At 71.7% G+C, this 25,649-nt stretch carries 25 protein-coding genes and 1 pseudogene; 13 read left to right on the top strand and 13 right to left on the bottom strand.

Annotated features, from left to right (window positions below; all coding sequences use genetic code 11):
* Positions 1–3: 3 nt before the first annotated feature.
* Complete coding sequence (gene tal / locus ACZ4WQ_RS45040; RefSeq protein WP_398377164.1) at positions 4–1,122, bottom strand: transaldolase; 1,119 nt, start codon at positions 1,120–1,122, stop codon at positions 4–6.
* Between the two features lie 221 nt (positions 1,123–1,343).
* On the opposite strand from tal, the gene ACZ4WQ_RS45035 reads away from it, so the two are divergent.
* Positions 1,344–2,564, top strand: coding sequence for a serpin family protein (locus tag ACZ4WQ_RS45035; protein WP_385342868.1), 1,221 nt, complete (start codon positions 1,344–1,346; stop codon positions 2,562–2,564).
* A gap of 59 nt (positions 2,565–2,623) precedes the next feature.
* Positions 2,624–3,316, top strand: a complete 693-nt coding sequence (locus tag ACZ4WQ_RS45030) for a ribonuclease H (protein WP_398377165.1) — start codon at positions 2,624–2,626, stop codon at positions 3,314–3,316.
* 66 nt (positions 3,317–3,382) lie between these two features.
* On the opposite strand, the gene ACZ4WQ_RS45025 is transcribed toward ACZ4WQ_RS45030, so the two are convergent.
* Positions 3,383–3,823, bottom strand: a complete 441-nt coding sequence (locus tag ACZ4WQ_RS45025; protein ID WP_311728096.1) for an Lrp/AsnC family transcriptional regulator — start codon at positions 3,821–3,823, stop codon at positions 3,383–3,385.
* A gap of 228 nt (positions 3,824–4,051) precedes the next feature.
* Here ACZ4WQ_RS45025 and ACZ4WQ_RS45020 point away from each other — a divergent pair, with 228 nt between their 5' ends.
* The 4 genes from ACZ4WQ_RS45020 (at position 4,052) to ACZ4WQ_RS45005 (ending at position 9,441) form a co-directional block, all read left to right on the top strand.
* A complete protein-coding gene (locus tag ACZ4WQ_RS45020) occupies positions 4,052–5,191 on the top strand; it encodes an acyl-CoA dehydrogenase family protein (protein ID WP_311728095.1) in 1,140 nt (379 codons plus the stop codon).
* 83 nt (positions 5,192–5,274) lie between these two features.
* Complete coding sequence (locus ACZ4WQ_RS45015) at positions 5,275–6,372, top strand: branched-chain amino acid aminotransferase (RefSeq protein ID WP_311728094.1); 1,098 nt, start codon at positions 5,275–5,277, stop codon at positions 6,370–6,372.
* Between the two features lie 75 nt (positions 6,373–6,447).
* Complete coding sequence (locus tag ACZ4WQ_RS45010; protein ID WP_311728093.1) at positions 6,448–7,506, top strand: NAD(+)/NADH kinase; 1,059 nt, start codon at positions 6,448–6,450, stop codon at positions 7,504–7,506.
* A gap of 84 nt (positions 7,507–7,590) precedes the next feature.
* Complete coding sequence (locus ACZ4WQ_RS45005; RefSeq protein ID WP_398377168.1) at positions 7,591–9,441, top strand: glycoside hydrolase family 15 protein; 1,851 nt, start codon at positions 7,591–7,593, stop codon at positions 9,439–9,441.
* Between the two features lie 17 nt (positions 9,442–9,458).
* On the opposite strand, the gene ACZ4WQ_RS45000 is transcribed toward ACZ4WQ_RS45005, so the two are convergent.
* The 4 genes from ACZ4WQ_RS45000 to ACZ4WQ_RS44985 form a co-directional block, all read right to left on the bottom strand.
* The gene (locus ACZ4WQ_RS45000; protein WP_311728091.1) at positions 9,459–9,752 is read right to left on the bottom strand and encodes a hypothetical protein; all 294 of its coding nucleotides are present in this window, start codon (positions 9,750–9,752) and stop codon (positions 9,459–9,461) included.
* Positions 9,749–10,033, bottom strand: coding sequence for a hypothetical protein (locus ACZ4WQ_RS44995; RefSeq protein WP_358845579.1), 285 nt, complete (start codon positions 10,031–10,033; stop codon positions 9,749–9,751). Before ACZ4WQ_RS44995 ends, ACZ4WQ_RS45000 begins: the two co-directional genes overlap by 4 nt.
* Positions 10,034–10,146: 113 nt before the next feature.
* Complete coding sequence (locus tag ACZ4WQ_RS44990) at positions 10,147–11,025, bottom strand: S1 family peptidase (RefSeq protein ID WP_311728089.1); 879 nt, start codon at positions 11,023–11,025, stop codon at positions 10,147–10,149.
* A 51-nt stretch (positions 11,026–11,076) separates the two neighbouring features.
* Entirely contained in the window at positions 11,077–13,317 is a 2,241-nt protein-coding gene (locus ACZ4WQ_RS44985) for an NUDIX domain-containing protein (RefSeq protein WP_398377169.1), read from the bottom strand.
* Positions 13,318–13,456: 139 nt separating this feature from the next.
* Here ACZ4WQ_RS44985 and ACZ4WQ_RS44980 point away from each other — a divergent pair.
* A pseudogene (locus ACZ4WQ_RS44980) lies at positions 13,457–13,528 on the top strand (kinase); the annotation flags it as partial.
* A gap of 47 nt (positions 13,529–13,575) precedes the next feature.
* Here the strand turns inward: ACZ4WQ_RS44980 and ACZ4WQ_RS44975 are convergent.
* Both ACZ4WQ_RS44975 and ACZ4WQ_RS44970 read right to left on the bottom strand, forming a co-directional pair.
* Complete coding sequence (locus tag ACZ4WQ_RS44975) at positions 13,576–14,097, bottom strand: hypothetical protein (RefSeq protein WP_311728086.1); 522 nt, start codon at positions 14,095–14,097, stop codon at positions 13,576–13,578.
* An 86-nt stretch (positions 14,098–14,183) separates the two neighbouring features.
* Positions 14,184–14,687: a hypothetical protein gene (locus ACZ4WQ_RS44970; protein WP_398377170.1), complete on the bottom strand. Its 504-nt coding sequence runs from the start codon at positions 14,685–14,687 to the stop codon at positions 14,184–14,186.
* 147 nt (positions 14,688–14,834) lie between these two features.
* On the opposite strand from ACZ4WQ_RS44970, the gene ACZ4WQ_RS44965 reads away from it, so the two are divergent.
* Complete coding sequence (locus tag ACZ4WQ_RS44965) at positions 14,835–15,683, top strand: hypothetical protein (protein ID WP_398377172.1); 849 nt, start codon at positions 14,835–14,837, stop codon at positions 15,681–15,683.
* A 97-nt stretch (positions 15,684–15,780) separates the two neighbouring features.
* On the top strand, positions 15,781–16,371 hold the full coding sequence (locus tag ACZ4WQ_RS44960) for a class I SAM-dependent methyltransferase (protein ID WP_385343084.1): 591 nt from the start codon (positions 15,781–15,783) through the stop codon (positions 16,369–16,371).
* Positions 16,372–16,449: 78 nt separating this feature from the next.
* Here ACZ4WQ_RS44960 and ACZ4WQ_RS44955 read toward each other — a convergent pair whose 3' ends face one another.
* Positions 16,450–16,935, bottom strand: coding sequence for a hypothetical protein (locus ACZ4WQ_RS44955; protein WP_398377173.1), 486 nt, complete (start codon positions 16,933–16,935; stop codon positions 16,450–16,452).
* Positions 16,936–17,063: 128 nt separating this feature from the next.
* Between ACZ4WQ_RS44955 and ACZ4WQ_RS44950 the strand changes: the two genes are divergently transcribed.
* Positions 17,064–19,307, top strand: a complete 2,244-nt coding sequence (locus tag ACZ4WQ_RS44950) for an MMPL family transporter (RefSeq protein WP_398377175.1) — start codon at positions 17,064–17,066, stop codon at positions 19,305–19,307.
* Positions 19,308–19,383: 76 nt separating this feature from the next.
* Here the strand turns inward: ACZ4WQ_RS44950 and ACZ4WQ_RS44945 are convergent, their stop codons facing one another.
* From ACZ4WQ_RS44945 to ACZ4WQ_RS44935, 3 genes are all read right to left on the bottom strand, one after another.
* Positions 19,384–19,881 (bottom strand): hypothetical protein, encoded by a 498-nt coding sequence (locus tag ACZ4WQ_RS44945; RefSeq protein ID WP_398377177.1) that lies wholly within the window; start codon positions 19,879–19,881, stop codon positions 19,384–19,386.
* Positions 19,882–19,975: 94 nt separating this feature from the next.
* Entirely contained in the window at positions 19,976–20,629 is a 654-nt protein-coding gene (locus ACZ4WQ_RS44940) for a class I SAM-dependent methyltransferase (RefSeq protein WP_398377179.1), read from the bottom strand.
* Between the two features lie 313 nt (positions 20,630–20,942).
* The gene (locus tag ACZ4WQ_RS44935; protein WP_311728079.1) at positions 20,943–21,692 is read right to left on the bottom strand and encodes a maleylpyruvate isomerase family mycothiol-dependent enzyme; all 750 of its coding nucleotides are present in this window, start codon (positions 21,690–21,692) and stop codon (positions 20,943–20,945) included.
* 39 nt (positions 21,693–21,731) lie between these two features.
* On the opposite strand from ACZ4WQ_RS44935, the gene ACZ4WQ_RS44930 reads away from it, so the two are divergent.
* A complete protein-coding gene (locus ACZ4WQ_RS44930) occupies positions 21,732–22,640 on the top strand; it encodes a MerR family transcriptional regulator (RefSeq protein ID WP_398377181.1) in 909 nt (302 codons plus the stop codon).
* Between the two features lie 19 nt (positions 22,641–22,659).
* Here the strand turns inward: ACZ4WQ_RS44930 and ACZ4WQ_RS44925 are convergent, their stop codons facing one another.
* The gene (locus ACZ4WQ_RS44925) at positions 22,660–22,971 is read right to left on the bottom strand and encodes a hypothetical protein (protein ID WP_385342897.1); all 312 of its coding nucleotides are present in this window, start codon (positions 22,969–22,971) and stop codon (positions 22,660–22,662) included.
* A 429-nt stretch (positions 22,972–23,400) separates the two neighbouring features.
* Here ACZ4WQ_RS44925 and ACZ4WQ_RS44920 point away from each other — a divergent pair, with 429 nt between their 5' ends.
* Positions 23,401–24,150 carry a M20/M25/M40 family metallo-hydrolase gene (locus tag ACZ4WQ_RS44920; protein WP_398377183.1) on the top strand — a complete coding sequence of 250 codons (750 nt, stop codon included), beginning with the start codon at positions 23,401–23,403 and terminating at the stop codon, positions 24,148–24,150.
* Between the two features lie 52 nt (positions 24,151–24,202).
* Positions 24,203–25,645 (top strand): M1 family metallopeptidase, encoded by a 1,443-nt coding sequence (locus tag ACZ4WQ_RS44915; RefSeq protein ID WP_398377185.1) that lies wholly within the window; start codon positions 24,203–24,205, stop codon positions 25,643–25,645.
* Positions 25,646–25,649 lie beyond the last annotated feature (4 nt).

Raw genomic sequence — 25,649 nt, 5'->3', positions numbered from 1 at the left:
GGCTCAGACCTCCTCGGGCGCCAGGCGCCGGAGCTCGTGTTCGGTGGAGGTGAGCAGGTCCATCCAGGCCTGCTCGAACTTCGCCACGCCCTCGTCCTCCAGCAGCTGGACCACCTCGTCGTACGAGATACCCAGTTCGGCCAGCCGGTCGAGGACGGCCCGGGCCTCCTCGTAGGTGCCGTGGACGGTGTCGCCGGTGATCTCGCCGTGGTCGCCGGTGGCGGCCAGGGTGGCCTCGGGCATGGTGTTGACCGTGTCGGGGGCGACCAGCTCGGTGACGTAGAGGGTGTCGGGAAGGGCGGGGTCCTTGACGCCGGTCGAGGCCCACAGCGGACGCTGCCGGTTGGCACCCGCCTGCTCCAGGGACCGCCACCGGTCGCTGTCGAAGGCCTCCTCGTACGCCTGGTAGGCGAGGCGGGCGTTGGCGAGGGCGGCCCGGCTCTTGAGGGCCCGGGCGGCGTCGGTGCCCAGCGCGTCGAGGCGCTTGTCGATCTCGGTGTCCACGCGGGAGACGAAGAAGGACGCCACCGAGTGGATCCCCGACAGGTCGATCCCCGCCGCCCGGGCCTTCTCCAGGCCCGCCATATAGGCGTCGATCACGGCCCGGTACCGGTCGAGGGAGAAGATCAGCGTGACGTTCACACTGATGCCCGCGCCGATGACCTCGGTGATCGCGGGGAGTCCGGCCTCGGTGGCCGGGATCTTGATCAGGGTGTTGGGGCGGTCGACCAGCCAGGCGAGCTGCTTGGCCTCGGCGACGGTGGCGGCGGTGCGGTGGGCGAGCCGCGGGTCGACCTCGATGGAGACCCGGCCGTCCCGGCCGCCCGTGGACGCGAAGACCGGGCGCAGGATGTCCGCGGCGTCGCGCACATCGGCGGTGGTGACCATGCGGATGGCCTCGTCCACGGTCACCCCGCGGGTGGCCAGATCGCGGAGCTGGTCCTGATAGCCGTCGCCGCCGGAGATCGCCTTCTGGAAGATCGATGGATTGGTGGTGACCCCGACCACATGGTCCCGGTCGATCAGCTCGGCCAGATTCCCGGAGGCGATGCGCTTGCGCGACAGGTCGTCGAGCCAGATCGCTACGCCTTCGTCGGCCAGGCGCTTGAGTGCGTCAGTCATTGTTTTCGGTCCGCTTCTCCCGCAGGATCGCGTGCATGTGGGCCCGATCCCTTTATGTTCAGCTATGAAACAATCACCTGAACGTGAGGCCCTCCGCCCCTATTCCGGGGGCCCGTGTGATCTGGCGCACGGCCCCCTGGGCGGCCCCCAGGAGATCGTTAAGCTGCTCCCGCAAGGCGGTCGCGAGCCGCCGTTCCGCAGCACAGCACACGGGGGAGCACATGGTCACCGAGGACACCACGGCGGTGCGGGCCGTCAACGCGATGACGGCGAACTGGGCCCGGGAGGCCGTGGGCGAGCGCGGCACCGTCCTCACCGCGGCCGGCGTCTGGCCGGCCCTCGCCCTGCTCGCCGACGCCGCCGACGGCACGGCCCGGCGGGAGCTGGAGCGGGCGCTGGGCATCGGCGCGGACTCCGCGCTCGCCCAGGGCCGGCACCTGCTCACCGCGCTGGGCGAGCTGCCGGGCGTCGACTCGGCGCTCGGGCTGTGGACACGTCAGGAACTGCCGCTGCGCCCCGAGTGGCTGAACCGGCTGCCCCTGGACACCCACGGAGCCCTCACCGGCGACGTGGACGCCGACCTCGCGCGGATGAACGCCTGGGCGGCCCGCCACACCGACGGCATGATCGAGAAAATGCCCCCCGTGGTCGACCCGGACACGCTGCTGGTGCTGGCCACCGCCCTGGTCGTACGGACCACCTGGCGCCGGCCCTTCGACCCCTCCCTGACGGCCCCGCGCCACGGCCCCTGGGCCGGGCGCACGCTGGCCGGACTGTCCAGGACCGGCCCGCTGTCCGAGGACATCGGCGTCGCGCACACCCCCGACGGCCCGCTGACCACGCTGCGGGTCGCGGGAGACAACGGCCTGGACGTCCATCTGCTCCTCGGTGCGGAGGGCGCCCCGGGCGGGCAGGTGCTGCACACGGGCGTGGCCGCGCTCGCCGGGACGTACCCGGCCACCGCGGTCGAGGCGCTCCCGCCCGGCACCCCCGCCCCCGGCCTGACCGTCGAGACCGTGCAGAGCTGGGACCAGACGCCCGTACTCCGCGTCACCGCGGTGCCCTTCACCGTGAACGGCGAGCACAATCTGCTCGACCACGCGCCGCTGTTCGGGCTCGGCTCCGCGCGCAACGCCTCGCACGGCCACTTCCCCGGCATCAGCGGGGCGCCGCTGGCGATCTCGGCGGCGCGGCAGAGCGCGACGGCGACCTTCGGCGCCCTCGGCTTCCGGGCCGCCGCCGTCACCGCGCTGGCCGCGGCGCCCGGGGGCGTCCCGATGGCGCCCCCGCACCGGGCCAAGCTGGTCCACGCGCGCTTTGACCGGCCCTTCGGCTTCCTGGCGGTGCACCGGGCGTCCGGCCTGGTCCTCATGGCCGGGTGGGTCGGGGAGCCGGAGGAGTACGGGGCGCCGCCCCGGCCCGGGATGCACATCAGCCGCTGACCACCCGCCGGGGTGCGCGAGGTTCGGGACGCGTCCGCCGGGGTGGCAGTATCGGGGGAATGACAACACGGATCATCGCCGCGTGCGACGGCGCCTCGAAGGGCAACCCCGGGCCCGCGGCCTGGGCATGGGTCATCGCGGGCGCCGACGGCACGGTGGCGCGGTGGGAGGCCGGGCCGCTCGGCACCGCCACCAACAACGTGGCCGAACTGACCGCGCTGCTGCGCCTGTTGGAGGCCACCGACCCGGCCGCGCCGCTCGAGGTGCGGATGGACTCCCAGTACGCGATGAAGGCGGTCACCACCTGGCTGCCGGGATGGCGCAGAAAGGGCTGGAAGACGGCCTCGGGCTCACCGGTGGCCAACCGCGATCTCGTGGTGAGCATCGACGAACTGCTGGGCGGCCGGGACGTGGAGTTCGTCCACGTGGCGGCGCACCAGGTGGGCGGCGACCCGTTCAACGCGGCCGCGGACCAGGCGGCCAGCGACACGGCCCGCACCCAGCAGGCCATCGGCAGCTCCCTCGGCTCGGCCCTGCCCGAGCCACAGGCCCCCACCGGGCCCGCCCGCCCGGCGGGGCGCGGCGGCAAGCAGGCGGCCAAGCGGGGGAGCGGGGCGCGCTCGGGCGGCTCCATCACGGCGAAGTTCCCCGGCCGCTGCCGCTGCGGAGCGCCGTACGCGAAGGGGGAGACCATCAAGAAGAACCCCGACGGCTGGGGCCACCCCGCCTGCGCCATCGCCGCCACCACCTGACCGGGGGCCGGGGGCCGGGCGGCCCCACCCCACGAGCCCGCGGCCCGCGGGGCCGGTAGCGCCTCCTCAGGCGTTTCTCGTCCAGGAGCCCAGCACCATCAGCGTCTTGGTGCCGGTGACCTGCCCCGCGCGGCGCAGCCCGTCGATGGTCTGCTGTAGATGCTCGATGTCCCGCACCCGGACATGAACCAGCGCGTCGGGGTCGCCCGCGATCGTGAAGACCGCCTGGACCTCGGGCACCTTGTACGCCGTGCGGACGATCTCCCCGACGGGGGTGGTGCCCGTGTACGACAGCTCCACGAACGCCTCGATCCCCCAGCCCAGCTTGGCGTGATCGACCTGCACCGTGAAGCCCGTGATCACGCCGCTGTTCCGCATCCGGTCCACCCGGCGCTTGACCGCGGCCACCGACAGCCCCACCTCGGGCGCCATCTCGGAGTAGGTGCGCCGCCCGTCCTCGCGCAGCATCCGCAGCAACTGGCGGTCCACATCGTCGATCTCGGTCATGCCGACCCCCTGCCTCCCGGCCCCTGCCGCGGCCGATAAAACAACCCCTCGCGCGCAATCGAACCTACCTGAGCGGCCCGCTCGTAGAAATGCTTTGCGTCTTCCACCCGACATCTCGCAAGGTCCTTGTGCCCCACGGCACCATATTGACGCCGCACCGAGCTCCTCGATCCCGTCGCCGCCCGACCTCGTTCACCCGCCCGCACGCACGCACCCTGGAGCACCGCCATGCCCGTCGATCGCCTGCTGCCCACCCGGGAGGCCGAGGACCTGCTGGACCTCGTCCGCGACATCGCCGACAAGGAGCTCGCCCCCCGGGTCGACGAACACGAACGCGCCGAAACCTATCCCGAGGGGCTGTTCGCCCTGCTCGGAGAGGCGGGCCTGCTGGGCCTGCCGTACCCGGAGCAGCACGGCGGCGGCGACCAGCCGTACGAGGTCTACCTCCAGGCCCTCGAGGAGCTGGCGGCGCGCTGGGCGGCCGTCGCCGTCGCCGTGAGCGTCCACACCCTCGCCACCTTCCCCCTCCTCACCTTCGGCACCGCCGCTCAGCTCGGCCGCTGGGCCGAGGACACCCTCAGCGGCCGTCTCATCGGCGGCTACAGCCTCTCCGAACCACAGGCCGGCTCGGACGCCGCGGCCCTGACCTGCCGGGCCGACAAGGACGCCGACGGCTACCGGATCAACGGCGCCAAGGCCTGGATCACCCACGGCGGCAAGGCCGGGTTCTACGCCCTCTTCGCCCGCACCGCCCCGGGCGGCGACGGCATCTCCTGCTTCCTCGCCCCCGGCCACGCCGACGGCCTCACCTTCGGCCGGCCCGAGGAGAAGATGGGCCTGCACGCCATCCCCACCACGGCCGCCTACTGGGACGGCGCCCTGCTCGACCCCGACCGGCTCATCGGACGGGAGGGCCAGGGCCTCCAGATCGCCTTCAGCGCCCTGGACTCCGGCCGGCTGGGCATCGCCGCCTGCGCCACCGGGCTGGCCCAGGCCGCCCTGGACGCCGCCGTCGCGTACGCCGGTGAGCGCACCGCCTTCGGCCGCAAGATCATCGACCACCAGGGGCTCGGCTTTCTGCTGGCGGACATGGCCGCCGCCGTCGACTCCGCACGGGCCACCTACCTCGACGCCGCCCGCCGCCGTGACGCGGGACGTCCGTACAGCCGGCAGGCCAGCGTCGCCAAACTCATCGCCACCGACGCCGCCATGAAGGTCACCACCGACGCGGTCCAGGTCTTCGGCGGCTACGGATACACCCGCGACTACCCCGTCGAGCGCTATATGCGCGAAGCGAAGATCATGCAGATATTCGAGGGCACCAACCAGATCCAGCGGCTGGTCATCAGCCGCCGGCTCGCCGACTGACGCGCGACGGCGGGGCCGCCCGCGCGGACCGGACGCTCCGCGCGGACGGCCCCGCCGACCGACCCCGCCTGTGAGGACCGCCCATGACACACCTCGCCTTCGAGCGGCTGCCGCACCCCTCACCCCGCCCCGCCGCCGACCGCCAGGCGATCCTGGCCGACCCCGGCTTCGGCCGCCACTTCACCGATCACATGGTGACCATCGGCTGGACCGCGGACCGCGGCTGGCACGACGCCCGGCTGGGCCCGTACGCCCCACTCGCCATGGACCCGGCCAACATGACGCTGCATTACGGGCAGGCGATCTTCGAAGGGCTCAAGGCCTATCCGCAGCCCGACGACACCGTCGCCCTCTTCCGGCCCGAGGCCAACGCCCGCCGCTTCCAGCACAGCGCCCGCCGGCTGGCCATGCCCGAACTGCCGGTGGACACCTTCGTCCAGGCATGCGAACTGCTGGTCCGCCAGGACCGGGCGTGGGTCCCCCGCGGCGCCGAACGCTCCCTCTACCTGCGACCGTTCATGATCGCCACCGAGAACGCCCTCGGGGTCAAGCCGGCCTCCTCCTACCTCTTCGTGGTCATCGCCTCCCCGGCCGGCGCCTTCTTCCCCGGCGGCGTCGAGCCGGTGTCCGTCTGGGTGACCCAGCGATATGTGCGCGCCGCCCCCGGCGGCACCGGCGCGGCCAAGTGCGCCGGAAACTACGCCGGTTCGCTGATCGCACAGGCCGAGGCCGCGGAACACGGCTGCGACCAGGTCGTGTGGCTCGACGCGCTGGAGCGCCGGTGGATCGAGGAAGTCGGCGTCACCAACCTGTGCTTCGTCCACGGCACCGGCAGCGAGGCCCGCGTCGTCACCCCACGGCTGACCGACACCCTGCTGGCCGGCGTCACCCGCGACTCCCTGCTCACGATCGCGGACGAACTCGGCTACCCGACCCACGAGACCCGCATCAGCCTCCAGGAGTGGCAGGAGGGCTGTGCCGACGGCTCCATCAGCGAGGTCTTCGCCTGCGGCACGGCCGCCGTCATCACTCCCGTCGGCCACGCCCGGACCGAGGACACCGCCTGGACTGTCGCCGACGGACGCCCCGGCCCCGTCTCGATGCGCCTCCGGGAAGCCCTGCTCCAGCGGCAGACCGGCCTGACCGCCGACCCCCACGGCTGGCTGCGCCCCTGCGCCTGACCGCCGTGGTACGCCGTCGGGCCCCGCGCCACCGCGACCTGCGGCACCGACAGGCGCGGGCTACCGTGGGAATCGATGCCTCTGACCCGGCTCGGACTCGTCGTCCACCAGGGCCGTCCCGCCGCCGTCGCGGCGGCGCAGACCGCCCGGGCGTGGTGTGCCGCGCACGATGTCGTGTGCGCCGACATCGACGTGTGGCGGGAAGGGGTGCCCCGGCGCGGCGGCCAGGACGAGGCGGTGGCCGCGGGCCACCCGGGGGCGGTCATGACCTTCGGCGGCGACGGCACCTTCCTCCGCGGGGCGCGGATCGCCGCCAAGGACGGGGCGGCGGTGCTGGGGGTCAACGTGGGCCGGGTCGGCTTCCTCACCGAGATCGCCACCGACCAGGTCGAGGGCGCCCTGGACATCCTCCACCGGGGCCAGGCGGTCATTGAGGAGCGGATGGTGCTCACCCTCCGGGCGTCGCGCCCGCTGGAGACGCCCGTCGGCCTGGAGGAGCCGCTGTGCTACGGGCGCGGCCCCGCGCTGCCCGCCCCCACCGTGCGCCCCGGCGTCGTCACGGAGTCCGGCTGGGGCATCGCCCTGGACGTCACCGCGGTGAACGACGTGGTCTTCGAGAAACTCGCCCGGAACCGGCAGGCGAGCCTGGCCGTGTATCTGGCCGGACAGCTGCTGGCCTGCTACTCGGCCGACGCCGTCATCGTGGCGACCCCCACCGGCTCCACCGCCTACAGCTTCGCCGCCGGAGGCCCCGTCCTGGCCCCCGAGACCGACGCGATCGTCTTCACGCCGGTCGCTCCGCACATGGCCTTCGACCGCACCGTGATCGCCGGGGCCGACGAGATGGTCGCGGTCCGCGTCCTTCCGCACTCCGGGCGCGTGGCCGTCAGCATCGACGGGCAGCTGCGCGGGGTGCTGGACCCCGGCGACTGGATGGCGGCCTACCGGGCCCCGTACCGCCTGCGCCTGGCGCGGCTGGCGCCGCTCCAGTTCTACCGGCTCCTGCGCGGCCGCTTCCAGCTGGCCGACGCCCCCGCGACCGCCGTCGACCAGACCCCGCCCGTCTACCGACCCGGCACCCCGCCCCCCGACGACCTGGCCCATCTGCACCGGCCCTGGCCAATTGCGGGGTGATTTACTCTGTTATAGGAGCATTCGCCGCGCGCTGGCGGAGGCGCTGCTCCGATAGCAGGGAGGCCCGGCACAGGGAGGCCCGGCATGGTGTTCGACATCACCGAATACGGACAGCAGACGGGCTGCCCGACGGCCTCCTCGCGCTATCTGCCGATCGCCGATCACGGACTGATCGGCGACCTGCGCACCGTCGCCCTGGTCGGCACCAACGGCACGATCGACTGGTACTGCTGCCCGCGCTTCGACGCGCCCAGCGTGTTCGGCTCGATCCTCGACGCGGAACGGGGCGGATCCTTCGAGCTGGCCACCGACGTCCCCGCGCGGACCCGCCAGTTCTACTTCCCCGACACCAACGTGCTGATCACCCGCTTCTCCTCCGCCGACGGCGCGGGGGAGATCCAGGACTTCATGCCCGTCGTCGACGAGTCCCGCGACTCCGTCCGGCACCGGCTGATCAGACGGGTGCGCTGCGTACGAGGCACCCTCCCGTTCACCGCGCGGGTGGCGCCCCGCTTCGGCTACGGGGCCGAGCCGCACACCGCGAGCCTCCAGGGCGACCGGGTGCTCTTCGAGTCCCGCTCCCTGTCCCTGGCCCTGACCTCCACCGTGCCGCTGGAGTGCGACGGCCAGGACGTGCGGTCACGCTTCAAACTGCTCGAAGGCGAGTCCGCGGTCTTCGCCCTCGACCGGGTCGGCGACGAGATCGCCCTCCTCGGCTGCGCCCGGCGCGAGGCCGGGGCCGAGTTCGAGGCCACGGTGCGCTTCTGGCGCACATGGCTGAGCGCCTCGCGCTACCACGGACGGTGGCGCGAAATGGTCCAGCGCTCCGCGCTCACCCTCAAACTCCTCACCTACGCGCCCACCGGCGCCATCGTGGCCGCCGCCACCACCAGCCTGCCGGAGGCGATCGGCCGCGAGCGCAACTGGGACTACCGCTACATGTGGGTCCGCGACGCCGCCTTCTGCGTCTACGCCCTGCTCCGCCTGGGCTTCACCTCGGAGGCCGAGGCGTTCATGGGCTTTCTGTCCGAGCACTGCATCATGTGCGAGGACGGCCCCGCCGGGCCCCTTCAGATCATGTACGGCATCGACGGGCGCCGCGAGCTCGCCGAGCGCGAACTGACCCATCTTGAAGGCTACTTGGGGTCGTCCCCGGTCCGGGTGGGAAACGGCGCCGTGAACCAGCTCCAGCTGGACATCTACGGAGCGCTCATCGACTCGGTCTATCTGTACGACAAGTGGGGACACCCCATCAGCAGCGACCACTGGGACGAGGTGGGCTACCTGGTCAACTGGGTCTGCGATCACTGGGACCAGCCCGACGAGGGCATCTGGGAGATCCGCGCCGGACGGCAGAACTTCCTGTACTCGCGCCTCATGTGCTGGGTGGCCATCGAGCGCGCCATACGCGTGGCCAACCGCCGTGGCCTGCCCGCCGACCTTCCGCGCTGGCGGAGCAGCCGCGACGCCATCTACCGGCAGATCATGACACGCGGCTGGTCCCAGCAGCGCGGGGCCTTCGCCCAGCAACTGGACCACGACGCCCTGGACGCCTCGGTGCTGATGATGCCGCTCGCCAAGTTCGTCTCCCCGGTCGACCCCAAGTGGCTCGCGACGCTGGACGCCCTGACGGCGGAGCTCGTCTCCGACTCCCTGGTCTACCGCTACGACCCCTTCCTCAGCTCGGACGGCCTGCCCGGCACCGAGGGCACCTTCTCGATCTGCTCCTTCTGGTACGTCGAGGCCCTCACCCGGGCCGGCCGCCTGGAAGAGGCCCGGCTGGCCTTCGAGAAGATGCTCACCTACTCCAACCACCTGGGCCTGTACGCCGAGGAGATCGGCCCCACCGGCGAACAGCTCGGCAACTTCCCCCAGGCCTTCACCCATCTCTCCCTCATCAGCGCCGCCTTCAACCTCGACCGCGCCCTGGGCTGACCCGCCCCACCGCCCGGTCAGTCGATCCAGACCACGACCGGAATCCGGATCGCCCGGACGTCGTGGTGGACGCTGTACTCGATGATGACGGGCTCGCCCGCGACCTGGATGCTGAACCGCGTGCCGTGGTCGTCCATCGGGTCGCCGGGCGGCTGCCTGAGCCGGTCGAGCGCGCCGCCCGCTTCGAGCGCCAGAGCGGCGATGTAGTTGGCGACCTTCTTGGCCAGATCCGAGGGCATCGCCAAGATGGCGGCGGCCGGAGTCTCCTCGATATAGGCAGCCCAGCCCGGCCGGGGGCGCTCACGGTTCACCCGTGGGCTCCCTCGAGCCGGGTCAGGAGGTCGTCGATGCTGACGAGATTCCGCCCGGCGGCGGCATTCGCGCGGCTGTGCTCGGCGGACGGGGCCTTCGCGAGCATCGCGATCTTCCACCACGAGCGCATCACCGCGGGAACGACGGCCTCCTCGGCGGCCAGGACCTCCCCGTAGAAGCGGGCCCGCTGCTCGCCGCTCAAGGCCTCACCGATGGCGTTGATCGTGTGGGGAATGGCGGCGACCTTGCGGTCGACGGAGTGGTCGGGCTGTGCGCTCATGCGCACCTCCTCGAGGTCGGGGCCAGGGCCTGCCGATGACGGTACCCCGCGGCGCGCCGTCGATGGCACCGCTCGCGGCACCCGGCCCCGACGTCTCCTCCGGCGCGGTCCGGTCAGTAGACGGTGAGGCCGTAGGCGCTCAGCACTTCCTGGATGGGCTGGTAGTAGGTGCTGCCCCCCGTGGCGCAGTCCCCGGTGCCGCCGGACAGAATGCCGATGATCTTGTCGCCCGCGTAGAGCGGGCCACCGCTGTCACCGGGCTCCGCGCAGATGTTGGTCTGGATCAGGCCGTAGACGATGTCACCGCCGCCGTAGTTGACGGTGGCGTTGAGCCCCGTCACCCGGCCGCAGCGGACGCCGGTCGTGGCACCCCGAGTGCAGACCTGCTGGCCGACGTAGGCGGTCGCGGTTCCGGTGATGTCGACGGTGCCGACGGTCCCGGGGTGCGGCACGGCCGTGTTGGCATAGCGGACCACGCCGTAGTCGTCGCCGGGGAAACTGGTCGCGGTCGTCGGGCCGACGGCGGTGGCCAGATCGGAGCCCGTGTACCAGGTCGGCAGGGTGTCGGTGCAGTGGCCGGCCGTGATGAAGTAGTACGTGGAGCCGCTCTGGACATTGACCCCGACCGAGCAGCGCGCGCCCCCGGAGGAATAGACGCCGTCGCCTCCCGAGAGGAAGGTCCGCAGCGTGCCGCCGAGCCGTTCCACGGCCACGGCGCCGCCGAAGCGCTCGGCAGTACGGTCGAGCCTCGCCAGGTCGTCGCCGGAGACGCTGGAGCCGGCGAACACACGCAGCGTCCCGGTGCGTTCGTCCACGGTCCAGGCGGTGCCCGCGACGTCCAGGGACTCGACGGCCGAGGCGGCGGCGGTGGCGGAGGCCGATGAGGGAGCGGCCGCGCTCGTCCCGACCGTGGCGAGGGCAGCCGCGGTGAACAGGCCGGACACCGCGGCGATCAGCCGGAAGCGTCTCCAGGTACGGCGTACGGTCTTCACCCGAACCTCCTTGAGCGGCCGCCGATGCCCGGCGGATGTGGTCCAGCCGCTTCATTGTGCCGTTGGTTCGGCCGATGCGGTACCCAACTCCCCAGCCGCCAAAGGGAGAAGAGGCGTTCGAGGCAGGCGCCACGTCAGCGGATGCGCCCCCGCGCCGCCGTACACCCGCTGGACAGCGGGATCGGCGAGGTCGAGACGGTAGTGGTCCGGTCGGCCGGCCCGGAGCCAGCGGCGGTGGACGCTCTCCACCTCGGCCCAGATGTCCCGGGGGCCCGTGCGCTCGACGCACCAGGAGTCGCCGTCGGAGCGGACGACGACACACGACTCCTCGGCCGGGGCGTACAGGGTCAGCCGGTCGGCGCCGACGACCCGTACCAGACCGGGCACGAGATGGCCGACGGCGAGCCAGAACCCGGCCTCCTCGGGCGGGGCGGGGCGATCGCGGTGAACGGTGACCGGGCCGACGGGCATCCGGTCGGGCGCGACGACCAGGTCCACGCCCAGGCCCGGCCGATACCCCGTGGGGACCGGCCGCAGCACGGCGTCGAGCGCGTCGCCGGTGCGCCGGACCACGGCCTGGGCCGGCCAGCCGACCGCGCCGGTGGTGACCGGCGCCAGCAGCGTCCCGCCGTCGGCCAGCTGCGCCGTCAGGGCGGGCGGCAGACCGCGCGCCGCGAACGACACCAAGATCTTGTCGAAGAGCTCACCGCGACAGCCGTCCAGCCCATCACCCCGCACCACCCTGGGCCGATACCCGAGGGCGGCCAGGCGCGAGCGGGCGGCGGCGGCCTGATGAGGATCGACCTCGATCGTGGTGACCGAGGCGTCACCGAGGATCTCGCACAGCGCGGCCGTCACCAGCCCCGGGCCGGTGCCCGACTCCAGCACCCGGTCCCCGGCCGTCAGGCCCAGCGCCTGAAGGCCCTTGACCACGGCGGCCATGCCGGTGGACATCCCGGTGAACCCGCCGCCCGTGACGATCTGGCCGCGCCGAGGGGCGTCCAGCGGCTCACCGCGGTGCTGGACCATCACCGAGTCCCCGTCGTGGATCCAGGCCAGCCACTCGTCCCGGTCGCGGGGGTCCGCGCCGTCCAGCAGCTGCCAGGCCTTCGGCTGCCCGGCGGCGGTGGGGCGTCGGATGTAGCAGCGGGGGAGCAGGACTTCACGCCGCACCGCGAGCAGGGCCTGTCGGACGCCGGGGTCGGTCAGTACCCCGTCGGCCGTCAGCCGGTCGACCATCGCCGCGCGGGCCTGGGCCGCCCGCTCCTCAACGGCCGCCTCGGCCGACGGGGCGGCCGGCTCGCCCCGCTCCAGGTGGATGACGCCGCCCGCCGCCAGGGCGTCAAGACCGGCCGACACCCGGGCGGCCAGCCGGGCGGGCAACCGCCGCGCGGCCGCACCGCGGTCCAGCCAGTACGCGGCGCGGATCTCCCCGTCCGGGAAGCTCAGTCGCTCGGCCCGGTCGGGACTCAACGGCGGCGCGGCGAAGACCATGCAGGTGAGGGCGCGGCCATGCCGGCCGGCCGCCGCGGAGGTGTCCACCGCCAGCAGCCGCCCGACCGGAACGGTCAGCCCCAGCTCCTCCGCCAGCTCGCGGGCGGCCGCCTGCGCGGGCGACTCGTCGGCCTCGACCATCCCCCCGGGCAGCTCCAAGTGGTCCTTGTAGGTCGGCTCGAGCACCAGGACGCGCCCGGCCGTGTCGGTGACGAGCACGGTGGCCGCCATCATCGGCGCGGGCAGCAGCGCGTAGTGGTCGCGCCGCCGAGGTGGCGGCCGATGGCCGTCGCGCAACACCGCCGTGTGCGAGCCGCGCTCGGCGGCGAGCGCGGCGGCCAGGCGGCGGCGCAGCGGCGGCGGCAGCAGCTCCAGTGCCTTCCCTTCGGGGAGGAATTCGGCCGTACGGATCTCACCGTCCTGTGGGACCAACGCCGTCGGGGCCTGGTCGTCGGGCAGGTGGCCGGCGTAGACGAAGGCCAGAACGGTGCGCCCGTACACCGAGGCGGGGATGCTGTCGACGGCCAGCAGCCGGCCGACGTCCACCCCGAGGCCGAGCTCCTCACCCAGCTCCCGGACCAGCGCGGAAGCCGGTTCCTCGTCCTCGAGCATCCCGCCGGGCAGGTCCCACCCGTCCTTGTACACCGGGTCGACCAGCAGGATCCGCCCCTGGCCGTCGCGGATCAGCGCGTCGGCACAGACGGCCGGGGCCGCGTGCTCGGCCATATAGCGCGCCAGCTGAGGATCCACGAGCGGAGCCCCGGCATCGAGGGAGGAGACCGGAGTGGAATCGGACAAGGACGACCTCCCGCGACGGACAGCGTGACCAGCCCATTGTGAGGTGCGCAAAAGGGCTTCAACAGGGCGCGTTGGCGCGTAACGGCCCGCCCTCGGGCCGCCTCGACGGCCGGCCACCACCGGTAGCGTGACGCGGGTGATGGTGGGCAATGGAGCAACCCGGCTGGTCGTTCTGCGCGGCAACAGCGCCTCGGGCAAGTCGAGTGTCGCGGGATGCTCGACACCGGCCTGAACGCGCTTTTTGAACCGGATGGCCAGTCAGTGGTGGAGCGAGACCTTGAGGACCACGATGACGAGCCCGAGGAGAAGATTGACCGTGCCCGCGAGCATGGTGAGGCGGACTGAGGCGCCTGCCCGGACGGCGGCGAGGCTCGCCCAGCCGACCTGCTCGGCCAGGGCGACGGCGAGCGCCAGCCATGCCGCTCCGGGGACCCCCAGTCCGAGGAGCGGACTGATCGCCACGGCAGCGGCCGGTGGCACGGCCGCCTCGACGATCGGCCGCTCGTCGGCACACACGCGGCGGACCTGCTTCCAGCTCAGCGACTGACGCACCATCCGCGCCCCGAAGAGCCGGGAGAAGACGTGCGCGGCCCAGAACACCACCCCGGTACACAACAGCAGCAAGGCGAGTTCCAGCCGCGGGAACGAGCCGAGCGTTCCGGCGCCGGCCACCACGGAGGCGGCGAGCAGCGAGCCGTAGACGGCGCCGCTGTAGTCGGCATGCGCGGCACCCGTGGGCGGCCGGGGCTGCGAGTCCTGCGGGCTGGTCCGGTGTGTCATGCCTCCAGGGTTGCCGAGCGGACCGCGCTCCGCGTGGTTCCGGCATGCGGCGCCCGGGGGAAAAAGCGCCGACGCGACGTGCGCGCTCAGACATCGGCCTCCGGGAGTTCTTCGGCACAGATCGTGAGGAGTCCGGTCGCCGCGCGTTCGAGCTCGGCGCGTGGCATCGGCTGGCAGTCCAGTGGCGCGCACACTTCGAAGGCGAGGTGGCGCACCGGCGTCTCGCCGAACAGCAGCACCTGAAGGAACTCGGGCCCGCCGGGTTGTTCGCGGCCCATCAGCAGCTCGACCGTCAGCAGGGTGCCCTCCGCGATCTGCCGCGTTCCGGCCTGTGGCTCGCCGCGAACGAGCACGAACTCCGTCTCGTACGGGCCATCGGGCGGGGCTGCCAGCAGCCACCGGGCGAACGCGGCAGCCCGTGCCACGCCACCGCGCAACGGCACGCGTCCGATGAAATACGCGTCGAACCACCACACCCCGTCCAACGTCTTGAGGACGGCCAGCCACATGTCGTCGACGGGCGTGCCGGAATAGTGGTTGCCGCGCCAGGCGAGCCGGAAACCCGGTACGGGTGTGTCGATCGTGTCCACGGATCTATAGTCCCCGGCATGGCGTCACGAGTTCCCCTGTTGTCCACCACGTGTCCGCACGGCTCTGTAGAGGATTTCGATGTTGTCCATGTCTCCGGCCGCCCCCTGGCGGTCTGTGCCTGCGGCCACTCGGCGGCCATGTGGTCCTTGCTCGATGACCGGTGGACCGAACACCAGTTGACGGATGAGGTGGAGGTGACCACGGTCGGCGCCACCGTCGCCGGAGGACGGATCGTGGTCGGTGGCGGAGGGGAACATCAGGGTTTCGCGCAGTGGTATCTCGACAGCGGCGCTGTGCGGGCCTCGGAGCGGGACGACCTGGCCGGCGTGGCCTCGACGACCACGGTGGAGCTTGACGGCCGCACCTGGTTCGCCGGCGGCGGCACGGGCTCGGTGATCCTCCTGTCCGACCCCGTGGAAGAGGTCGACCCTGAAGAAGGCGAGCCGGAGTCCATGGAGCTGTCCCTGTCGGACCACGGCTCGTATGCCGGCGTCGGTGCCGTCGCGGCGGGGAGGCTCGGGGATCGCTCCCTCCTCGTGTCCGGCAGCTGGGACGGCGAGGTGTGGCTGTGGGACCTCCGCGAAGAGGCCCCGGTGATGACGTTCGAAGAGCTCGACAGCGTCGTCGAGGGAGTCGCCGTGGTGTCCGTGGACGGCCGCCCGTGCGTCCTGGCCGCCGGCGGCACGACCCTGCGACTGGGCGACCTCGGCACGGGCCGGTGGGAGGATCCTCTCCCCGTGCCAGGGGGCGACATCAGCTGCATGGACGTCGCGTGGCTGAAGGGCCGCCAGGTGGCCGTGGTCGGCGCCGAGGACGGCACCGTCCACACCTGGGATCTCGAGAACCGGCGCCCGTTGGCAGAGCCCTTCACAGCCCACACCGGCGACAGCCGGCAGCGCCGCATTCCGGCCATCCGCATCATCGAACTGCACGGTCGCCCCGCCTTCGTCACATCGGGCGGCGACGGCCTCCGAGTCTGGCCCCTGGGCGGGTAGTCGACGCGAGGCGGCCCGCTGTCTCCGAGGACTCGGTAGGGTCCGCCGTGTGTCTGCATCCTCGTATCTGAGTGTTACGGCGTCGGCCTACGATGCCATGGCCGTTCCGTATGCCGAATTCGTTCGAAATGAACTCGACGATCTCCCCTTGGATCGCGCGGTACTCGCCGCGTTCGCCGACTCCGTGCGGCCCGACGACGCCGGGCTCGTCGCGGAGCTCGGATGTGGCCCGGGCCGTGTGACGGCGCACCTGCGGAACCTGGGGCTGAACATCTTTGGCGTCGATCTGTCGCCCGTGATGATCGACCTTGCCCGCGAGGCATACCCCGACCTGCGTTTCGAGGTCGGTTCGATGGACGCCCTGGACCTGGCCGACGGTGCGCTGGCCGGCATCGTGTCCTGGTATTCGCTCATCCACACCCCGCCCCGGGAAATACCGTCGTACTTCGAGGAGTTCCGCCGGGTGCTGGCCCCGGGCGGCTACCTCCTGCTCGGCTTCTTCGAGTCCGAGGGCGGCCCGGTGGAGGAGTTCGACCACAAGGTGGCGCCGGCCTATCAGTGGCCGATCGATGAGCTTGCCGGCCTGGCTCGCGCGGCGGAGTTCACCGAAGTCGGCCGGATGCTGCGCGAGCCGCGTGAGGGAGAGAGGCGCCGCAGGGGGCATCTGCTGATGCGCGGCAAGCTGTAGGTCCGGACGCAGTCGGCCGGGCGGGTCCGCGCGGAGGGCCTGCCCGGTCCGGGGCGCGGGACGGCACAAGGCCGGCCATCAGGCCGGGCGGCAGGACGCACAGACGTGGCCGTCGATCGCGGCCGCCAGACCGCGAGCCGCCACCCGCACCGCGGGATCCTCGTCACCGGTCAGCACGCCCGCCGTGCTCCTTCCGTCGAGCACGGCACGGTGAGCCGCGTGCTGGACCTCGATCTGGGCAGCGTTCGCGTGTTCGAGGATCGCCTGAAGCAGTTCGATCACCCCAGGCCGATCGGTGACGCCATCGGCCACCGCGAGATCCCACAGGAACGGAACCGCCGCGACGGTCGCGTCGAAGACCGCCAGCTCACCCAGCCACAGGCCGAGATCGCTCAGCGCCTCAGCGCTCGTCCTGGCGTCACCCCACGCCACCCGCGACAGCCGGCCCGGAACGTCTTCCGCGGATCCGTACGCATGTGTCAACTCATGCCACCGAACGCGGTGCATCCCCTTGAGGATCGTCCCCATCACACTCCCGACCCCAGCGCTGTCCGGGCCGGTCAACGTATCAGCCACCGACGACGAGCGATCCCGGTCGGCTGCCGGGGACCCGTGATGTCACATCCGGGGCGGCCCGGTCCGTCCAGAGGGCGGTAGTGCTCCACATACCGAGTTCTGGAAAGGACAGAAAAATGTTTGACGGACTGGCCGGACTGGTCATCCGGCGCCGAGTGGCGGTTCTCGTCGTCAGTCTTCTGCTCGCCGTGGCCGGGGGAGCGGCGAGTACCACCCTCTTCGGCAAATTGGCCGCCGGAGGGTTCGACGACCCGAACTCGGAGTCCGGGCGCGCTGTCAGGACGCTCTCGAGCACATTTGGCCAAGGTCAGCCCAACCTCACCGTGCTCGTCGCCGTCGACGGCAGTGTGGACGATCCCGCCGTCGAGGCCACGGCCGGCAAGCTCACCCGGGAGCTGAGCGAGGAGCCCGGAGTCGAGAACGTCACCTCCTATTGGGCGGCGGGCAAACCGCCCCGGATGAAGAGCCGAAAGGGCGACAAGGCCCTGATCACCGGCATGGTGACCGGCGATGATTCCACGGCGCAGAAGCGCGTGGCCGAGCTGGCCGATGCCTATGAGGGCGAGCGAGCCGGTCTCGACGTGACGTTCGGCGGCAATACGAAGTTCCAGGTCGAGTTTCTGGAGCAGGGGCAGAAGGACGCCCAGACCGGCGAGGCCATCGCCATCCCCCTCACCCTGGTCGTGCTGGTCTTCGTCTTCGGAAGCCTGATGGCCGCCGCCCTGCCGCTGATCGTCGCCATTGTCGCCATGGCGCTCTCCATGGGGCTGATGTGGATCCTGGCCGAGGTGACAACCATCGGGGCCCTCTCCGCGAGCATCGTGACCCTGCTGGGGCTGGGGCTCGCGATCGACTACAGCCTGCTCTTCGTCAACCGCTACCGGGAGGAGCTGGCCTCCGGGAAACAGACCGAGGAGGCGCTGCGGGCGACGATGGCGTCGGCCGGCCGGACGGTGCTCTTCTCGACGCTCACGGTCGCGGTGGCCTCCAGCACCATGGTGTGGTTCCCGCTCATGGCCGTGCGGTCCATGGGCTATGCGGGTGTGCTGACCGCGGTGGTGTCCGGCGCGGCCGCGCTGCTCGTGCTTCCCGCGGTGCTCGTCATCCTGGGTGACCGGATCGAGCGCGGCCGGGTCTTCGGCCGCAAGAAGCGCGCCGCCGGGGCCGCGGACGGTGAGGGTGCCGCCGCCTCGAACGGCTTCTGGCACCGCCTGGCGACACTGGTGATGCGGCGTCCCCTGCCGATCGCCACGATGGCCACGCTCTTTCTGCTGCTGCTCGGCGCGCCGTTCCTCGGTATCAACATCGGCATGCCGGACGAGCGCGTGATGCCGGAGTCGTCATCCGCTCGCCAGGTCGCGACCGCCGTCAAGGAGGACTTCGTCGGCAGCGGACAGAACGCGCTGGTGGTCGTCGCGCCCGAGAGCGGATCGGACGGGAAGGCCGTCGAGGGGTACGCGAAGCGGTTGTCGTCGCTGCCCGGTGTTGCCGCGGTGCGCACATCCACCGGCGGCTACGCGGAAGGAGCCCTTGTCACGCCCCCGGACGAGCGGTCACGAGGCTTCGCGGCCAAGGGCGCCGTCTACTTCTCGGTGACACCGGCGTCGGACAGCCCGGACGAGGCACGGCAGCTCGTCGGCGAGATCAGGGACACCGAGGCGCCGTTCGAGGTCCTGGTGGGCGGCATGGCGGCGACCAACAAGGACGCGTCGGCCGCCTTGATGGAGTCGCTGCCGTACGCGCTGGGCACGCTGATGCTCGCGATGCTGGTGCTGCTGTTCCTGGTCACCGGAAGTGTCCTGCTGCCCTTCCTGGCCGTGGTGCTCAGCCTGCTCAGCCTGACGGCGACGTTCGGCGCCCTGGTGTGGGTGTTCCAGGACGGCCATCTGGCCGGGCTGTTCGGCGACTTCACTACGACCGGCAACATCGCGGCGACGATCCCGGTGATCCTCTTCGGCCTCGCCTTCGGCCTGGCCATGGACTACCAGGTGTTCCTGCTGTCCCGCATGCGGGAGGAGTACGAGCTGACGGGTTCCCCGACGAAGGCCGTGACCCACGCTCTGGAGCGCACGGGGCGGATCGTGACCGCCGCCGCCGTGGCCATCTCGATCGTCTTCCTCGCGTTCACGGCGTCGGACATCTCCCTGGTGAAGGCGTACGGCGTCGGGCTGCCGCTCGCCGTCCTGATGGACGCGACACTCATCCGCGGTGTGCTGCTCCCCGCCGCGATGCGACTGGGCGGCAAGGCCACGTGGTGGGCGCCCCCGGGGCTACAGCGGCTGTACACCCGCTTCGGCCTGCGGGAGGAGGCGAACCCGCAGTCGCAGCGGAAGGAGCGCGAGCGGACGCCGACCGGCTGACCGCCGGCCGCGTGTCCGCAGGCGGTGCTGCCCCGGCCGGTCGGGGCAGCACCGGGTCACTTCGACGCGGGGAGTGCTATGCGCCGGCACCGGGCGCGGAGGCCCGCGCGGCGGTGTCCCGCCGGTCGATGGCCTCGGCCACCTGATCGATGGCCTCGCGAAGAAGGTCACCGTAGGAGTCCTGGGGGAGGTTCGGCGCATGCTCCTTGGCCGCGTCGATGTGCTCGATGGCGGCCTCGAAGGACCCGAGCCGGCGGTGGTTGTCGGCGAGGTTGAGATGCAGGGACGGGTAGAAACCGGCGATATGAAGGCCGGCGTGGTGCTCCTGGACGCGCTGCTCGGTCACGGCGTCGGCAGCGTCCAAGGCCCGAATGTCCCAGATCAGAGCCTGGGCGGGGTCTTGGTGGAGATCTGCCAGATGGTGCGCGATGGTGCAGCGGTGCAGTGGGTCGCCGGTGACACCGGTCGCGGACCACAGGTCCAGGAGTTTCCGGCGGGCGGAAGCGGTGTCGCCGGCTCGGCCTTCGGCGACGGCTTGGCCGATGGCGTCCATAGTCGGGTCGGGGGTCGGCATGTGTTCGGAATGTGGCACCCGGCGATCATTGAGCTTCAACCAACTCGAAGGTCAAGTCCGACCTGTACGGCTCGGGCGCCGCGGCCGCGGCTTCTCAGCCGGCGGTGGCCGGCGGTTCCGCGATGCCGATGAAGTTCCCGGCCACGGGCCGGATGCGGACCGACCAGCCCAGCGCCGTGAGGTCGTCCGTGAGCGTCCGGACATCGTGGAACACCTTCACGATGCGGTACTGACTGCCGTCATCGAGCCGGCGCAGCGCCGCGGGGGCGGGCTGGTTCGCGAGAACCTCCTCCTCCGCGGCAGCGGCGGGGCCGTCGTCGATGAAGATCGCTCTGCCGCCCGGCGCGAGCGCGGCGGCGACGGTGTTCCAGAAGTCGGGCAACCGCGTCGGCGGGACGTGCGAGAGCCAGAAGGCGAAGAACACCGTGTCGTAGCGCCGTGGTGGCCGCCACGTGAACAGGTCGGCCTCAAGGAACCGGACAGTGGGGGACGCGGTGCGCGCCCGGGCGAGGGCCAGCACCTCGGCCGCCGCGTCGACAGCCGTCACCGACCGCGCCCGCGCGGCGAGCCTCGGAGTCCACTGGCCCGTTCCGCAGGCCAGCTCCAGCACATCCCCGGCGATCGGGAGTTCATCGACGGCAGCCAGCAACCGCTTCAGCTCTTCGCGCTCCGCGTAGGGCCGGTCGTATTCGGCCGCGCCCGCCCTGTAGTAGGCCATTTGCTCTGCCAGGAGAGCGTCGTCATCCATATGCGGGTTCCTCTCATCCGGGTTCGGCCGGAGCCGAGCGGGCTCAGCTCGCGGCCTGGTTGCCACGGACACTGTCGGCCTTCACCTTCGGGCAAGGTCAAGTGGCTCCGCGGGCGTTCCACCCGCACCGTGCAGGGCCGCGAGGAGTGGTCACCGCTGTGGCGGCTGGGACGTGTGAGGCCCAAGTGATGGATATATGCGAGATTTACTGCCCGGATCGGGTACTTCGGTGCTTATTCTGTGCCACACTGAGTATGGCTCTCACCGCATCCCCCGTCGGTGAGAGCCATACTCTGTTCAGCCGGACTGCCGCCTACAGCGCCGAATGGGCTAGCCAGTGGTCGAACAGCCGCTCGTCCCCATCGATCGCCACGCGTTGTGGCGGCAGGCGTCGCATCAGCACCAACAGCAGGTCTTCCACCGCCCCCGTCACGGTGACGTCCGTCGACCCCGGGCCCCGTCGCCACGACACCCCCGTCGGGGTGCATGTGATCACCCACCCCTCGATCGACTCTTCGGAAGGCCGCAGCCCGATCGAGCCCGCACCCCACAACAAGGCCACCGCGGGCTTCAATGTCGCGGCCGCCGGCGAGGACAGCAGCTCCAGGTACTGGGTCACCGCGTCGGCCGCCAGGTCGGGCTCGAGGGCGTACGGCACACCGGCGGGCAACGCGGCATCGACGGCGTGCACCGAGGTGTCGTGTGTCGCCTGCCGCAGCCAGAACGACGCCGGTCCCGGCCCGACGAGCGTCCATACCGGTGTGTCAGGACCGACCGCCAGCACTGCCTCGACAAGCTCCGAAGCCCCCGCGAGCAGCCATGTCCGCCAGTCCTGCGGGGGCATCGCTTCATGCGGATCAGGGATGCCATCGGCCGAGCCGCCGCGTACGATTCCCGCCGCCCAGCGCGGTGCCTGCCCGAGGTGTCCGACGAGGACCCGAAGGCGCCACTCGGGGCACGTCGGTACGAAGGCGTCCCAGTCGGCGCCGTCCACGGCATCCGCGAACGCCGCTGTCTGTGCGAGCAGGCCCGAGGCCAGTCGGTCGATATCCGTCTGTGTCATGCGGCGTAGGGTAGGAACTCCACCCGGGTGGAGGTTCAAGTGCGCGAGGACACCCTGTCCATCGGCGAGCTCTCACAGCTGACCGGTGTGCCCGTGCGCACGATCCGCTTCTACTGCGACGAGGGCTACGTCGAGTCGGTCCGCAGCACCGGTGGGCACCGTCGCTTCCCCGCGGATGTGGTCGACCGGCTGGCGCTGCTGCGTCGGCTGCGCGCACTCGGGCTCGGGCTGACGGCGATCGACGCCGTGCTCAGCGGCCGCAGATCCGTCGCCGAAGCCGCCGCACAGGAACGCGCCGAGATCGATGTCGAGTTGGCGACGCTGGCCTGGCGCCGCGCCTCGCTCCGCGCCGTCGAGGAAGCGGCACCGGCCGAGCGGGCCGCGAGGTTGGAGCTGCTGGCCACGGTCGCCGACGGCCGGGCGGCACAGCACGTGCTCGAGGTGTTCTGGAGCCGCCTCGCCCTGCCCGCGATGCCCGAGGACGGCGCCAGCATGTTCATCTCCGTCAGCGTCCCCGAGCCACCGAACGACCCCACCCCCGAGCAGGTGGTCGCCTACGCCACGCTGGTCGCGATCGTCGACGACCACCGGCTCCGGCAACAGATCTGGGCACGCACACGTACCGGCACAGAGTTCGTCGCCTACCAGAACGCCTTGCTCGACGGGGGAATCGGCGAGGCGTGCGAACTCGCCCGCCCACTTGTGCGAGCGGGCGAGCAGCCGGGCCCCGGACCGTTGCTCGACCGGTTCGTCGAGGCGCACGCGACGAGGCAGGGCACGCCTGACAGCCCGACGTTCCGGCGCGCCCTGCTACGCGTCGCGGCGGTCGATCGAGGCCCGAGCATGCGCCGCTACTGGGAGCTCGTCGGCGACATCACGGGCGAGGACGTCACCGTCGGCGAGGCGCACTCCTGGTTGCTGGACTCGCTCGACCGCGCGGTGGCGTAGACGCCACCCCGAGGTTTCATCAATCGACCCAGACGGCTCGGCCCAGAACGGCGATGGGGCCCTCCGCGGAGCGACCGCCGGGCGGGATCACATCGATGACCGGTCCGGTGCAGGTGATGTTCTGGTAGGCGAGGGCGTATTCGTTGGTGGAGTTGTACACGTGGAACCTGTTGTCTTCCAGCGGTACCACGACACAGCCGCTGGGGTTGACGATGTGCCAGGTGCTGTTGCGGAGGTCGCCGTGGGCGGCGGAGGCCGAGGTGGCCATGGAGAGGGTGAGGACTCCTGCGGCGGCCAGAATCCCGGCAGTGGTGGTGATGCGTCGCATCATGCCTGACTCCTTCGGAGCGCTGCGGTCGGTGTGGCAGTTCCAGACCGGCTGACGGCCCTCTGGGTACCCGTGCGCACAGGAATTTCGGTGGAGCCGTACGGGAGGGGCGGGGTACGGGCTCCGGCACTTTGTGATCTCTTTACAACCGACGTCGGGGGCACCCCGTCTCTCCGTCTGGGCGCCAGGCCACCGCAACCGCCCTGGCGCACTCGCCATCGCCCCATCACGGAGAGGCCCATACCGATGGACCCGATCAGCACACCTGGTCGCCGTACAGCCGGCCCTCGCACATCCCGATCGCGCGCGTCGTCCCGGATCCGCCACGCGGCCGTGGCCCTCGGCCTGTGCGCCGCGCTCGTGGGTGCCTCAGCCGCAGCGGCCGAACCGCGCGCGGATCTGGTTCCGCCTGTCGTCACCGCGGACCAGGTCATGCCGCACCTCGACGCCCTCCAGCGGATCGCGGACCGCGACGGGGGCAACCGCGCGCACGGCACCCGGGGCTACCGCGACTCGGTCGCCTATGTGAAGGCCGCGCTGGACAAGGCGGGTTTCCGTACCACCCTGCACCGCTTCACGCACGACGGCGCCACCGGCTACAACCTCGTCGCGGACTGGCCCGGTGGCGATCCCGGGCATGTCGTGTTCGCCGGGGCGCACCTCGACAGCGTGGCGGCCGGTCCCGGCATCAACGACAACGGCTCCGGCTCCGCCGCCCTGCTCGCCACCGCCCTCGAGGTGTCCAGGGCGGGTCTCACGCCGGACCGCCGTCTGCGGTTCGCCTGGTGGGGCGCCGAGGAGGCCGGCATGGTGGGGTCCACCGCCTATGTGCGGGATCTGTCCGCCGCCGAACGCGACCGGATCGACGTCTACCTGAACGTGGACATGGCCGGCGCGAAGGACATCCGGCAGTGGCTCGTCGTCCACGACGACCCCGCGGCGGCCGCGGCGTTCGAGGGCTGGTTCGCGGCCCGGAACCTTCCTACGTTCGAGATCGGCATCGGCGGCAGCGACCATGTGTCGTTCGGCGACGCCGGCATCCCGGTGGGCGGCTTCGCCACGGGGATCGACGACTGCACTCACGACGCGTGCGACCGCGTCGCGAACGTGGACCCGCAGACCGAGACCCTCAGCACCAACGCGTTCATCAGCGCGGTCTGGCAGCTCGCCGCGCGCCGCTGACCCCCGCCCCTCCTCCCGGCCCCTCGACGACCCGCCCCCGAAGGAGCAGACCATGCCCGCCCGCTGGAAACGGCAACGCCGCACCACCACCCTGGCCACGGCTGTGGCCGCCGGCATCGTGCTCACCACGCTGCCCGCCTCCGCCGCCCCGGGCGGCCCCGGCGTCGGTGACCCGTACTACCCCGACGACGGGAACTCCGGCTACGACGTCACGCAGTACGACGTGCGCGTGAACTACGACCCGGCCCGCCCCCGCCACCTGGAGGGCGACACCACGGTGCAGGCCGTCGCGGCGCAGGACCTGGACCGGTTCCACCTCGACCTGGAAGGCTTCCAGGTCACCTCCGTCACCGTGGACGGCACACCCGCACGCGCCGTCTCCCGCGAGGGCGCGCATGAGCTCGTCATCACCCCCGCCCGGCCGCTCGCGGAAAACGCGCGCTTCTCCGTCCGCGTCCGCTACTCCGGCGAACCGGTCGGCGAGGGCTGGCACACCCTCGCCGACGGCGGCGCGAACGTGTCGGGCGAGCCGCACGCCGCCACGGCCTGGTACCCGGCCAACGACCACCCCTCGGACAAGGCGACCTTCCGGCTCACGGCCACGGTCCCCGACGGCTGGACGGTGGTCGGCAACGGGAGGCCGGGCGCCACCACCACCGGCCGGGGCACGACCACGTTCCGCTGGTACGAGGACCGGCCGATGGCCACGTTCCTCAGCACCATCGCCATCGACAAGTTCACGCTGCACACCTCGGAGCTCTCGGACGGCACCCCCGTCGTCCACGCCTACAGTCCCGGGGCCACCGCCGACCCGGAGACGGAGGACCTGCTGCCCGACGTCATCGACTTCCTGGCCTCGAAGTTCGGCCCGTACCCGTTCTCCTCGGCAGGCGCGATCGTCATCGCCGGCGACGACGGCAGCGGCCCGTTCGCCCTGGAGACGCAGAGCCGCCCGACGTACCACGGGGGGTTCTTCGACGTCTCCATGGTCCACGAGAACACCCACCAGTGGTTCGGCGACAGCGTCTCCCTCTCCGACTGGCGCGACGGCTGCCTGGCCGAGTGCTTCGCCCAGTACGCCGTCCAGCTGTGGTACGAGGAGAAGTCCGGAGACGACCTGGACACCGGCTTCTACCGCTCCATGGTGGAGGAGAGCGGGGAGGACCCCGACTTCTGGACGACGAGGCTGTACGACCCCGGTCAGGGCAGCGAACTGGCCAGTGCCCTGTACAGCAAGGGGTCCATGATGCTGCACGCCCTGCGCCGCACGGTCGGGGATCGGGCGTTCTTCGGCACCCTCAAGCGGTGGCAGCGCGACCACCGCTACAACAACGCGTCCTGGCCGCAGTTCGAGGCGCTCGTCGAGGAGGTCTCCGGCGAGGACCTCACCGGCTTCTTCGGCGCCTGGGCACACGGCACCACCACCCCGGCGAGGAAATACCTCTTCCCGGGGTCCCTCGGGTCGCTCGACCCGGACGGCGCCACGGCACGCTGAACGC

Source organism: Streptomyces sp. NPDC028305 (genome assembly GCF_055569495.1).
The sequence above is the reverse complement of the archived record's forward strand: the minus strand, read 5'-3'. Positions and strand labels throughout refer to the sequence as shown.

Coding starts and splice junctions, on each gene's coding strand:
- ACZ4WQ_RS44975 (WP_311728086.1), bottom strand. CDS start 14,097: ATGACACACCGGACCAGCCCGCAGGACTCGCAGCCCCGGCCGCCCACG.
- ACZ4WQ_RS44950 (WP_398377175.1), top strand. CDS start 17,064: ATGTTTGACGGACTGGCCGGACTGGTCATCCGGCGCCGAGTGGCGGTT.
- ACZ4WQ_RS45010 (WP_311728093.1), top strand. CDS start 6,448: ATGCCTCTGACCCGGCTCGGACTCGTCGTCCACCAGGGCCGTCCCGCC.
- tal (WP_398377164.1), bottom strand. CDS start 1,122: ATGACTGACGCACTCAAGCGCCTGGCCGACGAAGGCGTAGCGATCTGG.
- ACZ4WQ_RS45030 (WP_398377165.1), top strand. CDS start 2,624: ATGACAACACGGATCATCGCCGCGTGCGACGGCGCCTCGAAGGGCAAC.
- ACZ4WQ_RS45015 (WP_311728094.1), top strand. CDS start 5,275: ATGACACACCTCGCCTTCGAGCGGCTGCCGCACCCCTCACCCCGCCCC.
- ACZ4WQ_RS45005 (WP_398377168.1), top strand. CDS start 7,591: ATGGTGTTCGACATCACCGAATACGGACAGCAGACGGGCTGCCCGACG.
- ACZ4WQ_RS44935 (WP_311728079.1), bottom strand. CDS start 21,692: ATGACACAGACGGATATCGACCGACTGGCCTCGGGCCTGCTCGCACAG.
- ACZ4WQ_RS44995 (WP_358845579.1), bottom strand. CDS start 10,033: ATGAGCGCACAGCCCGACCACTCCGTCGACCGCAAGGTCGCCGCCATT.
- ACZ4WQ_RS44960 (WP_385343084.1), top strand. CDS start 15,781: ATGGCCGTTCCGTATGCCGAATTCGTTCGAAATGAACTCGACGATCTC.
- ACZ4WQ_RS45035 (WP_385342868.1), top strand. CDS start 1,344: ATGGTCACCGAGGACACCACGGCGGTGCGGGCCGTCAACGCGATGACG.
- ACZ4WQ_RS44920 (WP_398377183.1), top strand. CDS start 23,401: ATGCCGCACCTCGACGCCCTCCAGCGGATCGCGGACCGCGACGGGGGC.
- ACZ4WQ_RS45025 (WP_311728096.1), bottom strand. CDS start 3,823: ATGACCGAGATCGACGATGTGGACCGCCAGTTGCTGCGGATGCTGCGC.
- ACZ4WQ_RS44945 (WP_398377177.1), bottom strand. CDS start 19,881: ATGCCGACCCCCGACCCGACTATGGACGCCATCGGCCAAGCCGTCGCC.
- ACZ4WQ_RS44940 (WP_398377179.1), bottom strand. CDS start 20,629: ATGGATGACGACGCTCTCCTGGCAGAGCAAATGGCCTACTACAGGGCG.
- ACZ4WQ_RS44925 (WP_385342897.1), bottom strand. CDS start 22,971: ATGATGCGACGCATCACCACCACTGCCGGGATTCTGGCCGCCGCAGGA.
- ACZ4WQ_RS44915 (WP_398377185.1), top strand. CDS start 24,203: ATGCCCGCCCGCTGGAAACGGCAACGCCGCACCACCACCCTGGCCACG.
- ACZ4WQ_RS45020 (WP_311728095.1), top strand. CDS start 4,052: ATGCCCGTCGATCGCCTGCTGCCCACCCGGGAGGCCGAGGACCTGCTG.